This is a genomic window from Streptomyces sp. DS1-CR2, assembly GCF_055760475.1.
This window is the reverse complement of sequence record NZ_CM147085.1, coordinates 5,150,529-5,162,919: the sequence shown is the minus strand read 5'-3', so window position 1 is coordinate 5,162,919 and position 12,391 is coordinate 5,150,529. Positions and strand designations below refer to the sequence as shown.

Here is a 12,391-nt window from a genome sequence, read left to right as displayed (position 1 = left end):
TCAGACCGCCCTCATCAGCAGGGTCGCGGCGACGATGAGTGCCGCACCGCCGAACATCGAGACGGCGTACGAGCGGGCGTAGCCGTTCTGGAGCTTGCGCAGCCGGCCGGAGAGCCCGCCGACCGAGGCCGCCGTCCCGTTGACCACGCCGTCGACCAGGGTGTGGTCGACGTAGACCAGGGAGCGGGTGAGGTGCTCGCCGCCGCGGACCAGGACCACGTGGTTGAAGTCGTCCTGGAGGAGGTCACGGCGGGCGGCCCGGGTGAGCAGCGAGCCGCGCGGGGCGGTGACCGGGACGGGGCGGCGGCCGTACTGGAGGTAGGCCAGGCCCACGCCGATCGCCAGGACCACCATCGTGGCTGTGGTGACGGTCGTGGCACTGATCGGGGAGTCCCCGTGGCTGTGCTCGGTGACCGGCTCCAGCCAGTGCAGGAAGCGGTCGCCGATGCTGAAGAAGCCACCCGCGAAGACCGATCCGACGGCCAGCACGATCATCGGGATCGTCATGGATCTGGGCGACTCGTGCGGGTGCGGCTCGTGGCCCGAGCCCGCGGCGGAGCCGCTGTCAGACCCTGTGGGCTGCCAGCGCTTCTCACCGAAGAAGGTCATGATCATCACGCGCGTCATGTAGTACGCGGTGATGGCCGCGCCGAGCAGGGCCACCGAGCCGAGGATCCAGCCCTCCGTGCCGCCCTTCGCGAACGCCGCCTCGATGATCTTGTCCTTGGAGAAGAAGCCGGACAGACCGGGGAAGCCGATGATCGCGAGGTAGCCGAGCCCGAACGTGACGAACGTGACCGGCATGTACTTCCTGAGGGCGCCGTACTTCCTCATGTCCACCTCGTCGTTCATGCCGTGCATGACCGAACCGGCGCCGAGGAAGAGGCCCGCCTTGAAGAAGCCGTGCGTCACCAGGTGCATGATCGCGAAGACGTAGCCGATGGGGCCGAGGCCCGCGGCCAGCACCATGTACCCGATCTGCGACATCGTCGAGCCGGCCAGCGCCTTCTTGATGTCGTCCTTCGCGCAACCGACGATCGCACCGAACAGGAGCGTGACCGCACCCACGATGACGACGACGAGCTGTGCGTCCGGCGACGCGTTGAACACCGCGCCGGAACGGACGATCAGATAGACACCGGCGGTCACCATGGTCGCGGCGTGGATGAGGGCCGAGACCGGGGTCGGGCCCTCCATCGCGTCACCGAGCCAGGACTGCAGCGGCACCTGGGCGGACTTGCCGCACGCGGCGAGCAGCAGCATCAGGGCGATGCCCGTCAGTGTCGCGCCGCCGCCCTGGTGGTCCTCCGCCGCCTTCAGGACCGGCCCGAAGGCGAATGTCCCGAACGTCGTGAACATCAGCATGACGGCGATCGAAAGGCCCATGTCGCCGACGCGGTTGACCAGGAAGGCCTTCTTCGCCGCGGTCGCCGCGCTGGGCTTGTGCTGCCAGAAGCCGATCAGGAGGTACGAGGCGAGGCCCACGCCCTCCCAGCCGACGTACAGGAGCAGGTAGTTGTCGGCGAGGACCAGGAGCAGCATCGCCGCGAGGAACAGGTTCAGGTAGCCGAAGAAGCGGCGGCGCCGCTCGTCGTGCTCCATGTACCCGATCGAGTAGATGTGGATCAGCGTGCCCACACCGGTGATCAGGAGGACGAACGTCATCGACAGCTGGTCCAGCTGGAACGAGACGTCCGCCTGGAAGCCCTCGACCGGGATCCAGCTGAACAGGTGCTGGCTGAAAGAGCGGTCGTCGACACCCTTGCCGAGCATGTCGGCGAAGAGGAGGACACCGATGACGAAGGAGGCGGCCGCGAACAGCGTGCCGAGCAGATGGCCCGCACGGTCCAGCCGCCGTCCGCCGCACAGCAGTACGGCCGCTCCGAGCAGTGGCGCCGCTACCAGCAGCGCAATCAGGTTTTCCACTGTGCAGCGACCCCTTACAGCTTCATCAGGCTGGCGTCGTCGACCGAAGCCGAGTGGCGGGAACGGAACAGCGACACGATGATCGCGAGCCCGACCACGACCTCCGCGGCGGCGACGACCATCGTGAAGAAGGCGATGATCTGGCCGTCGAGATTGCCGTGCATCCGGGAGAACGCGACGAACGCGAGGTTGCACGCGTTGAGCATCAGCTCGACGCACATGAACACGACGATCGCGTTCCGCCTGATGAGCACGCCGGTGGCGCCGATCGTGAACAACAGGGCGGCGAGATACAGGTAGTTGACCGGATTCACTTCGACGCCTCCTCGGTCCGCTCAAGGCGCTCGGCCGAGCGCTGCTCCAGGGCCTTCAGGTCACCGAGCGCCTCGTCCGACACGTCGCGGATCTGGCCGCGCTCGCGCAGCGTCTGCATGACCGTGAGCTCCGACGGGGTGCCGTCGGGGAGCAGGCCCGCGATGTCGACCGCGTTGTGCCGGGCGTAGACACCCGGGGCCGGCAGCGGCGGGAGGTGCTTGCCCTCGCGCACGCGCTGCTCGGACATCTCCCGCTGCGTCCTGGCCCGCTCGATGCGCTCCCGGTGCGTGAGCACCATGGCTCCGAGGGTGGCCGTGATCAGCAGGGCGCCGGTGATCTCGAAGGCGAAGACGTACTTCGTGAAGATGAGGGCGGCGAGCCCTTCCACGTTCCCCCCGGCGTTCGCCTTGCCCAGTCCGTTGAACTGGTGGAGCGAGGCGTTCCCGATGCCCGCGAGGAGCAGTATCCCGAAGCCGAGTCCGCACAGCAGGGCCAGCCAGCGCTGCCCCTTGATGGTCTCCTTCAAGGAGTCCGCCGCGGTGACACCGACGAGCATGACCACGAAGAGGAACAGCATCATGATCGCGCCGGTGTAGACGATGATCTGGACGACGCCCAGGAAGTACGCGCCGTTGGCCAGATAGAAGACCGCCAGGATGATCATGGTCCCGGCGAGGCACAGCGCGCTGTGCACGGCCTTCTTCATCAGGACCGTGCCCAGGGCGCCGATGACGGCGACCGTACCGAGGACCCAGAACTGGAAGGCCTCACCGGTGGACGTGCCCGCAGAAAGAGTGACTGCGGCGGCGAGCTGACTCATGCCTCCGCCCCCTCAGATTGCGGCTTCTCGCCCTTGGAGACGGCGACCTGACGCACCGTGCCGGGCGCGGCCTCCGTCACCAGACCCCGGTAGTAGTCCTGCTCGTCCGTGCCGGGGAAGATCGAGTGGGGCGATTCGACCATGCCCTCCTCGAGCCCGGCGAGCAGCTGCTCCTTGGTGTAGATCAGGTTCTCGCGGCTGCTGTCGGCGAGTTCGAAGTCGTTCGTCATCGTCAGCGCGCGCGTGGGGCACGCCTCGATGCACAGGCCGCACAGGATGCAGCGGGCGTAGTTGATCTGGTAGACGCGGCCGTACCGCTCGCCCGGCGAGTAGCGCTCCTCGTCGGTGTTGTCCGCGCCCTCCACATAGATGGCGTCCGCGGGACAGGCCCACGCGCACAACTCGCAGCCGATGCACTTCTCCAGGCCGTCCGGATGACGGTTGAGCTGGTGCCGGCCGTGGAAGCGCGGGGCCGTGGTCTTGGGCTGCTCCGGGTACTGCTCCGTCAGCCGCTTCTTGAACATGGCCTTGAAGGTCACGCCGAAGCCGGCCACGGGATTCTGGAAGCCGGGCTTGGTCTGCCCGCCCTCCGTCGACTCCTCAGCCATGGGACGCCTCCTTTCCGTCACTGGGACCCTCACCGGTTCCGTCACTGTCAGTATCCGGTCCGCCACTGACAATCAACTCCCGCTCCCCCCGCGGGCGCCGGCGCGGCACGGCCGGCGGGGTCTGGCCGGGCAGCGGCGGGACCGGGAAGCCGCCTGCCATCGGGTCGAAGGCCGCGGCCTGTTCGGCCGCCTCCTGCGCCTCGCGTTCCCTGCCGCCGCGGTCCCTGAAGATGTCGACGAGGAACGAGAGCAGCAGCAGGGCGAGGACTCCGCCGCCCACGTACAGGGCGATGGAGGCGAAGTCGTAGTTCTCGTTCCGCAGGGTCCGCACGGTGGCGACGAGCATCAGCCAGACCACGGAGACCGGGATCAGGACCTTCCAGCCGAGCTTCATCAGCTGGTCGTAACGCACGCGCGGGAGCGTGCCGCGCAGCCAGATGAAGAAGAACAGCAGCAGCTGGACCTTGATGACGAACCAGAGCATCGGCCACCAGCCGTGGTTCGCGCCCTCCCAGAAGGTGGACACGGGCCACGGGGCCCGCCAGCCGCCCAGGAAGAGCGTCACCGACACGGCCGAGACCGTCACCATGTTCACGTACTCGGCGAGCATGAACAGCGCGAACTTGATCGACGAGTACTCGGTGTTGAAGCCGCCGACGAGGTCGCCCTCGGACTCCGGCATGTCGAACGGCGCGCGGTTCGTCTCGCCGACCATCGTCACGATGTAGATCAGGAACGAGACCGGCAGGAGCACGATGTACCAGCGGTCGTGCTGCTGGGCGACGATCTCCGAGGTGGACATCGACCCGGAGTAGAGGAACACCGACGCAAAGGCCGCGCCCATCGCGATCTCGTACGAGATCATCTGGGCGCAGGACCGCAGACCACCCAGCAGGGGGTAGGTCGATCCGGAACTCCAACCCGCGAGCACGATCCCGTAGATGCCGACCGAGGCGACCGCGAGGATGTAGAGCAACGCGATCGGCAGGTCGGTGAGCTGCATCGTGGTGCGGTGGCCGAAGATCGAGACCTCGTTGCCGGAGGGTCCGAAGGGGATCACGGCGATCGCCATGAACGCCGGGATGGCGGCGACGACCGGGGCCAGGATGTAGACCACCTTGTCGGCGCGCTTGACGACGACGTCTTCCTTCAGCATCAGCTTGATGCCGTCGGCGAGCGACTGGAGCATGCCCCAGGGGCCGTGCCGGTTGGGGCCGATGCGCAGCTGCATCCAGGCGACGACCTTGCGCTCCCACACGATGGAGAAGAGCACGGTCACCATCAGGAAGGCGAAGCAGAAGACCGCCTTGACCACGACCAGCCACCAGGGATCGCGGCCGAACAGCGAGAGGTCTTCGAGAGCGAGCGGGATCATGACTGCACCTCCTTGGCCTCGTCGATGCCCGCGGGACCGATCCGGACGAGTGCGCCGGGCACGGCCCCCGTGTCGGAGGCCACGCCCCCGCCGGTGGAGTTCAGCGGAAGCCACACGACACGGTCCGGCATCTCCGTGACCTGGAGCGGGAGTCGGGTCGTCCCCACCGGTCCGGTGACGGCGAGCTCGTCGCCGTCCTTGACGCCCGCCTCGGCAGCCGTGGCGGCCGACACACGCGCGTGTGCCGCGTGCCGCGTGCCGGCGAGCGCGTCGTCCCCCTCCTGGAGGCGGCCCTGGTCGAGCAGCAGCCGGTGCCCCGCGAGGACGGCCTCACCGGACGCGGGCCGCGGCAGCTGCGAGGCCGTCTCCAGCGAGTCCGTCGCGCGGGGCCCGCTCCACCCGCCGAGGCGGTCGAGCTCCCCCCGCGCGGCCCGCAGGTCCGGCAGTCCCAGATGTACGTCCATGGCGTCCGCGAGCATCTGGAGGACGCGCGCGTCGGCGGTCGCCACGGAGCGCGTCATCTGGTCGGGCTTGAGCGCGGCCTCGAAGAGGCGTGCCCGGCCTTCCCAGTTGAGGAACGTGCCCGCCTTCTCGGCGACCGCGGCGACCGGAAGCACGACGTCCGCGTGGTCGGTGACCTCGCTGGGACGCTGCTCCAGGGAGACGACGAACGCCACCTCGTGCAGCGCCTCACGCGCGCGCGGCGGGTCCGGCAGGTCCGCGACCTCGACCCCGGCGACGACCAGGGCCCGCAGCTCGCCGCCGGCGGCGGCCTCGACGATCTGGCCCGTGTCGCGCCCGTAGCGGTGCGGGAGTTCGGACACTCCCCAGGCGGCGGCCACCTCTTCCCGCGCGCGCGGGTCGGTGGCCGGACGTCCGCCGGGAAGCAGCGACGGCAGGGCGCCCGCCTCGATCGCGCCGCGCTCCCCGGCCCGGCGCGGAATCCACACCAGCTGGGCGCGGGTCGCCGTGGCGGCCCGTACGACCGCGGTCAGCGCGCCCGGCACGGCGGCCAGCCGCTCACCGACCACGATGACCGAACCCTCGGCGCGCAGCGCCTCGGACGCCTCGGCGCCACCGTCCTCCAGGCCGAAGCCGGAGGCAAGCGCGTCCAGCCACTCCGTCTCGGTGCCCGGAGCGGCCGGCAGCAGCGTGCCCCCCGCCTTCTCCAGGCCCCTGGTCGCGAACGGGGCGAGCCCGAACGTCCGCTGGCCGTGCCCGCGCCACGCCTTGCGCAGCTTCAGGAAGACGCCGGGCGCCTCCTCCTCGGCCTCGATCCCGACGAGGAGGACGGCGGGCGCCTTCTCCAGAGACGTGTACGTGACCCCGACACCGTCGAGGTCACGCCCGCGTCCGGCGACCCGCGCCGCCAGGAATTCGGCCTCCTCGCTGCTGTGCACGCGCGCGCGGAAGTCGATGTCGTTCGTGTCGAGCGCCACGCGCGCGAACTTGCTGTACGCGTACGCGTCCTCGACGGTGAGCCGGCCACCGGTCAGGACCCCGGCGCGGCCGCGGGCCGACAGCAGGCCCCGAGCCGCGACGTCCAGGGCTTCGGGCCAGGAAGCGGGCTCGAGGACACCGTCCGCGTTACGGACGAGCGGCGTGGTCAGCCGGTCGGGCTTCTGCGCATAGCGGAACCCGAACCGGCCCTTGTCGCAGACCCACTCCTCGTTGACCTCGGGGTCGTTCGAGGCGAGGCGCCGCATGACCTTGCCGCGCCGGTGGTCGGTGCGGGTCGCGCAGCCGCCCGCGCAGTGCTCGCACACGGAGGGCGAGGACACGAGGTCGAAGGGACGGGAGCGGAATCGGTACGCCGCCGAGGTCAGCGCCCCGACCGGACAGATCTGGATCGTGTTCCCGGAGAAGTACGACTCGAAGGGGTCGCCCTCGCCGGTGCCGACCTGCTGGAGCGCGCCGCGCTCGAGCAGCTCGATCATCGGGTCACCGGCGATCTGGTTGCTGAACCGCGTGCAGCGGGCGCAGAGCACACAGCGCTCACGGTCGAGCAGGATCTGGGTCGAGATCGGGACCGGCTTCTCGAACGTCCGCTTCTTCCCGTCGAAACGGGAGTCGGACTGGCCGTGCGACACGGCCTGGTTCTGCAGCGGGCACTCGCCGCCCTTGTCACAGACCGGGCAGTCCAGCGGGTGGTTGATGAGGAGCAGCTCCATCACGCCCCGCTGCGCCTTCTCGGCGACGGGCGAGCTGAGCTGGCTCTTGACCACCATGCCGTCGGTGCAGGTGATGGTGCAGGACGCCATCGGCTTGCGCTGGCCCTCGACCTCGACGATGCACTGGCGGCAGGCGCCGACCGGGTCGAGCAGGGGGTGATCGCAGAAGCGGGGGATCTCGATGCCGAGCTGTTCGGCGGCGCGGATCACCAGCGTGCCCTTGGGCACGCTGATCCCGATGCCGTCGATCGTCAGCGAGACGAGATCTTCCGGCGGCACCGCCGCCTCACCGCCCCCGGAGGGAGCGCCTGTGGTTACCGTCATGCGTTCACCTCCGTGCGCTGGTCCGCCCAAGCCGTCGACTTGGCGGGGTCGAAGGGGCAGCCCTTGCCCGTGATGTGCTGCTCGTACTCCTCGCGGAAGTACTTGAGCGAGGAGAAGATCGGGGACGCGGCGCCGTCGCCGAGCGCGCAGAACGACTTGCCGTTGATGTTGTCGGCGATGTCGTTCAGCTTGTCGAGGTCGCTCATGGAGCCCTTGCCTGCCTCGATGTCGCGCAGCAACTGCACCAGCCAGTACGTCCCTTCACGGCACGGTGTGCACTTGCCGCAGGACTCATGGGCGTAGAACTCGGTCCAGCGGGTGACCGCCCGCACGACGCAGGTCGTCTCGTCGAAGCACTGGAGCGCCTTCGTGCCGAGCATCGATCCCGCGGCGCCGACGCCCTCGTAGTCGAGGGGCACGTCGAGGTGCTCGTCGGTGAACATCGGGGTAGAACTGCCGCCGGGCGTCCAGAACTTGAGGCGGTGACCCGGACGCATGCCGCCGCTCATGTCGAGGAGCTGACGCAGCGTGATGCCGAGCGGCGCCTCGTACTGGCCGGGGTTGGTGACATGCCCGCTGAGCGAGTACAGCGTGAAGCCCGGGGACTTCTCGCTGCCCATCGACTTGAACCAGTCCTTGCCGCGATTCAGGATCGCGGGAACCGACGCGATGGACTCGACGTTGTTGACAACAGTGGGGCACGCGTAGAGCCCCGCGACCGCGGGGAAGGGGGGACGGAGCCGCGGCTGGCCACGGCGGCCTTCCAGCGAGTCGAGCAGTGCGGTCTCCTCGCCACAGATGTACGCGCCCGCGCCCGCGTGCACCGTGAGTTCGAGGTTCAGCCCGCTGCCCAGGACGTTCTCGCCGAGGTAGCCCGCCGCGTAGGCCTCCCGTACGGCCTCGTGGAGCCGTCGCAGTACGGGGACGACCTCGCCCCGCAGATAGATGAAGGCATGCGAAGAGCGGATCGCGTAGCACGCGATCACGATCCCCTCGATGAGGGAATGCGGGTTCGCGAAGAGGAGCGGGATGTCCTTGCAGGTCCCGGGCTCCGACTCGTCGGCGTTGACAACTAGATAGTGCGGTTTGCCGTCGCCCTGCGGAATGAACTGCCACTTCATTCCGGTGGGGAAGCCCGCGCCGCCGCGGCCCCGCAGGCCCGAGTCCTTCACATAGGCGATCAGGTCGTCCGGCGACATGGCGAGCGCCTTGCGCAGACCCTCGTAGCCGTCGTGCCTCCGGTAGACGTCGAGGGACCAGGACTTGTCCTCGTCCCAGAACGCCGAAAGGACCGGCGCGAGCAGCTTCTCGGGGCTGGTGTCGTTGTTGATCTCGGCTGCCAAGGTCATCACTCCCCCTCCTCGGCGACAGGGCCCGCCGGGTGGGCCGGATCGGAGGACGACGTGTCCTGCGGGGCGTCGTGCGAACTCAGGTGCTCGGCGGACGACGCGTCCTGGGGTGGTGCGTCGCCGGCGTCCCGCTGGGGACCTCCGTCGCGCGGATGGACCACGCGCGCGGGAGCGGCCTCGCCCCTGGCGAGGCGCAGGCCGATCAGCGAGGCAGGTCCCGCGCTGCCGCTCGCCTCGACGGCGCCGGGCCGCTCGTCAGGGAAGCCGGCGAGGATCCGCGCGGTCTCCTTGTACGTGCACAGGGGGGCGCCGCGGGTGGGTTCGACCTCCGCGCCCGCGCGCAGGTCGTCGACCAGCCGCTTCGCGCTGCCCACCGTCTGGTTGTCGAAGAACTCCCAGTTGACCATCACGACGGGCGCGAAGTCGCAGGCCGCGTTGCACTCGATGTGCTCGAGGGTGACCTTGCCGTCCTCGGTCGTCCCGCCGTTGCCGACGCCCAGGTGCTCCTGGAGGGCCTCGAAGATGGCGTCGCCGCCCATCACGGCGCACAGCGTGTTCGTGCAGACCCCGACCTGGTAGTCACCGCTCGGCTTGCGCCGGTACATCGTGTAGAACGTCGCGACGGCGGTGACCTCGGCGGTGGTCAGGCCCAGCATGTCGGCGCAGAACTTCATGCCCGTACGCGTGACATGGCCCTCCTGCGACTGCACGAGGTGCAGCAGAGGGAGGAGCGCGGAGCGCGATCCCGGGTAGCGGGCGATGATCTCGCGCGCGTCCGTCTCGAGCCGGGCTCGGACGTCGTCCGGGTAGTCGGGCGCGGGCAGTTGGGGCATGCCCAGGCTGACGCCCTGGCCCTGCTCGGAAGGAGTGGTGGTCACCGGTCGACGCCTCCCATCACGGGGTCGATGGACGCGACGGCGACGATGACGTCGGCGACCTGGCCGCCCTCGCACATCGCCGCCATGGCCTGAAGGTTGGTGAAGGAGGGGTCTCGGTAGTGGACCCGGTAGGGGCGGGTGCCGCCGTCGGACACGACGTGCACCCCGAGCTCCCCCTTGGGGGATTCGACGGCGGAGTACGCCTGCCCGGCGGGGACCCGGAAGCCCTCGGTCACCAGCTTGAAGTGGTGGATAAGGGACTCCATGGAGGTGCCCATGATCTGCTTGATGTGGTCGAGCGAGTTGCCGAGACCGTCCGGGCCGAGCGCGAGCTGCGCCGGCCAGGCGATCTTCTTGTCGGCGACCATGACCGGGCCCGGGGCGAGCCGGTCCAGGCACTGGTCGACGATGCGCAGCGACTGCCGCATCTCCTCCAGGCGGATCAGGAAGCGTCCGTAGGCGTCGCAGCTGTCGGCGGTCGGGACCTCGAAGTCGTAGTTCTCGTATCCACAGTACGGCTGCGCCTTGCGCAGGTCGTGCGGGAGGCCCGCCGCGCGCAGGATCGGCCCGGTCGCGCCGAGGGCCATGCAGCCGGTGAGGTCGAGATAGCCGACGTCCTGCATACGGGCCTTGAAGATGGGGTTCCCGGTGGCCAGCTTGTCGTACTCGGGAAGGTTCTTCGACATCTTCTTCACGAACTCGCGGATCTGGTCCACCGCGCCGGGCGGCAGGTCCTGGGCGAGTCCGCCCGGCCGGATGTACGCGTGGTTCATGCGCAGGCCGGTGATGAGCTCGTAGATATCGAGAATGAGTTCACGATCACGGAAGCCGTAGATCATGATCGTCGTGGCGCCGAGCTCCATGCCGCCGGTGGCGATGGCGACCAGGTGCGAGGAGATCCGGTTCAGCTCCATGAGGAGGACCCGGATGACGGTCGCGCGGTCGGGGATCTCGTCCTCGATGCCGAGGAGCTTCTCGACGGCCAGGCAGTACGCCGCCTCGTTGAAGAACGGCGTCAGATAGTCCATGCGCGTCACGAACGTGGTGCCCTGCGTCCACGTGCGGTACTCGAGGTTCTTCTCGATGCCCGTGTGCAGATAGCCGATGCCGCAGCGGGCCTCGGTGACCGTCTCGCCGTCGATCTCCAGGATCAGCCGGAGCACGCCGTGCGTGGACGGGTGCTGCGGGCCCATGTTGACGATGATGCGCTCGTCGTCGGCCTTGGCCGCGGACTGGACGACCTCGTCCCAGTCGCCGCCGGTGACCGTGTATACAGTCCCCTCGGTCGTCTCGCGGGGAGACGCGGAGGAGGCAGAGGCAGAAGAAGTAGACATCAGGAGTACGACCTCCGCTGGTCCGGAGCCGGGATCTGGGCGCCCTTGTACTCGACGGGGATGCCGCCGAGGGGGTAGTCCTTGCGCTGCGGGAAGCCCTGCCAGTCGTCCGGCATCATGATCCGCGTCAGCGCCGGGTGGCCGTCGAAGACCAGACCGAAGAAGTCGTACGTCTCGCGCTCGTGCCAGTCGTTCGTCGGATAGACGGCGACCAGCGAGGGGACGTGCGGATCCGCGTCGGGGGCGCTGACTTCGAGACGGATCAGCCGGTTGTGGGTGATCGAGCGCAGGTGGTAGACGGCGTGCAGCTCGCGGCCCTTGTCGTCCGGGTAGTGCACCCCGCTCACGCCCGTGCAGAGCTCGAAGCGCAGGGCCGGGTCGTCGCGCAGCGTCTGGGCGACGCGCACCAGGTACTCGCGTTCGATGTGGAACGTGAGCTCGTCGCGGTCGACGACGGTCTTGTCGATGGCGTTCTCGGGGACGAGGCCCTGTTCCTCCAGGGCCCCCTCCAGCTCGTCGGCCACCTCGTCGAACCAGCCGCCGTACGGCCGCGTGGCGGCGCCCGGCAGCCGTACGGAGCGCACGAGGCCGCCGTAACCGGAGGTGTCGCCGCCGTTGTTGGCGCCGAACATGCCGCGCTGGACGCGGATCTCCTCGCCCTGGTCGCCGCGCTGCCCCGGGAGGTTGGCCGCGCTGAGGTCCTTCTCGGGGTTGACCCCGTTGCTGTCCGCGTCGCTCACCGCAGCAGCCCCTTCATCTCGATCGTCGGGAGCGCCTTGAGCGCCGCTTCCTCCGCCTCGCGGGCCGCCTCCTCGGCGTTCACGCCGAGCTTGGAGGACTGGATCTTCTGATGGAGCTTGAGAATCGCGTCCATCAGCATCTCCGGCCGCGGCGGACAGCCGGGCAGGTAGATGTCCACAGGGACTACGTGGTCGACGCCCTGCACGATCGCGTAGTTGTTGAACATCCCGCCCGACGAGGCGCACACGCCCATGGAGATGACCCACTTGGGGTTCGGCATCTGGTCGTAGACCTGCCGCAGGACGGGCGCCATCTTCTGGCTCACGCGCCCGGCCACGATCATCAGGTCCGCCTGCCGCGGCGAGCCGCGGAAGACCTCCATGCCGAAGCGCGCCAGGTCATAGCGGCCGGCGCCCGTCGTCATCATCTCGATGGCGCAGCACGCCAGGCCGAACGTGGCCGGGAAGACGGATGACTTGCGCACCCAGCCCGCGGCCTGCTCGACGGTGGTCAGCAGAAAGCCGCTCGGCAGCTTTTCTTCGAGTCCCAT

Annotated in this window: 11 protein-coding genes; all 11 read right to left on the bottom strand. The window is 69.1% G+C overall.

All coding sequences use genetic code 11. The features are described from left to right. Genes nuoL through ACY0PA_RS24760 form a run of 11 tightly spaced genes read right to left on the bottom strand, consistent with a single transcriptional unit; the run spans window position 1 to window position 12,391 of the window. On the bottom strand, window positions 1–1,926 hold the full coding sequence (nuoL, locus tag ACY0PA_RS24810; RefSeq protein WP_473079879.1) for an NADH-quinone oxidoreductase subunit L: 1,926 nt from the start codon (window positions 1,924–1,926) through the stop codon (window positions 1–3). A 14-nt stretch (window positions 1,927–1,940) separates the two neighbouring features. Further along, complete coding sequence (gene nuoK, locus ACY0PA_RS24805) at window positions 1,941–2,240, bottom strand: NADH-quinone oxidoreductase subunit NuoK (RefSeq protein WP_004927567.1); 300 nt, start codon at window positions 2,238–2,240, stop codon at window positions 1,941–1,943. Further along, the gene (locus ACY0PA_RS24800) at window positions 2,237–3,061 is read right to left on the bottom strand and encodes an NADH-quinone oxidoreductase subunit J (RefSeq protein ID WP_473079878.1); all 825 of its coding nucleotides are present in this window, start codon (window positions 3,059–3,061) and stop codon (window positions 2,237–2,239) included. Before ACY0PA_RS24800 ends, nuoK begins: the two co-directional genes overlap by 4 nt. After that, the gene (gene nuoI / locus ACY0PA_RS24795; protein WP_473079877.1) at window positions 3,058–3,669 is read right to left on the bottom strand and encodes an NADH-quinone oxidoreductase subunit NuoI; all 612 of its coding nucleotides are present in this window, start codon (window positions 3,667–3,669) and stop codon (window positions 3,058–3,060) included. The genes ACY0PA_RS24800 and nuoI overlap by 4 nt, the downstream gene beginning before the upstream one ends. Continuing rightward, window positions 3,662–5,044 (bottom strand): NADH-quinone oxidoreductase subunit NuoH, encoded by a 1,383-nt coding sequence (gene nuoH / locus ACY0PA_RS24790; RefSeq protein ID WP_473079876.1) that lies wholly within the window; start codon window positions 5,042–5,044, stop codon window positions 3,662–3,664. The genes nuoI and nuoH overlap by 8 nt, the downstream gene beginning before the upstream one ends. Continuing rightward, window positions 5,041–7,539 carry an NADH-quinone oxidoreductase subunit G gene (locus tag ACY0PA_RS24785; RefSeq protein WP_473079875.1) on the bottom strand — a complete coding sequence of 833 codons (2,499 nt, stop codon included), beginning with the start codon at window positions 7,537–7,539 and terminating at the stop codon, window positions 5,041–5,043. The genes nuoH and ACY0PA_RS24785 overlap by 4 nt, the downstream gene beginning before the upstream one ends. Beyond that, window positions 7,536–8,891, bottom strand: a complete 1,356-nt coding sequence (nuoF, locus tag ACY0PA_RS24780; RefSeq protein ID WP_473079874.1) for an NADH-quinone oxidoreductase subunit NuoF — start codon at window positions 8,889–8,891, stop codon at window positions 7,536–7,538. Before nuoF ends, ACY0PA_RS24785 begins: the two co-directional genes overlap by 4 nt. After that, window positions 8,888–9,766, bottom strand: a complete 879-nt coding sequence (nuoE, locus tag ACY0PA_RS24775; protein WP_473079873.1) for an NADH-quinone oxidoreductase subunit NuoE — start codon at window positions 9,764–9,766, stop codon at window positions 8,888–8,890. The genes nuoF and nuoE overlap by 4 nt, the downstream gene beginning before the upstream one ends. After that, entirely contained in the window at window positions 9,763–11,100 is a 1,338-nt protein-coding gene (locus ACY0PA_RS24770) for an NADH-quinone oxidoreductase subunit D (protein ID WP_473079872.1), read from the bottom strand. Before ACY0PA_RS24770 ends, nuoE begins: the two co-directional genes overlap by 4 nt. Further along, complete coding sequence (locus tag ACY0PA_RS24765) at window positions 11,100–11,840, bottom strand: NADH-quinone oxidoreductase subunit C (RefSeq protein ID WP_100598024.1); 741 nt, start codon at window positions 11,838–11,840, stop codon at window positions 11,100–11,102. Before ACY0PA_RS24765 ends, ACY0PA_RS24770 begins: the two co-directional genes overlap by 1 nt. Then, window positions 11,837–12,391, bottom strand: a complete 555-nt coding sequence (locus ACY0PA_RS24760) for a NuoB/complex I 20 kDa subunit family protein (protein WP_006133126.1) — start codon at window positions 12,389–12,391, stop codon at window positions 11,837–11,839. The genes ACY0PA_RS24765 and ACY0PA_RS24760 overlap by 4 nt, the downstream gene beginning before the upstream one ends.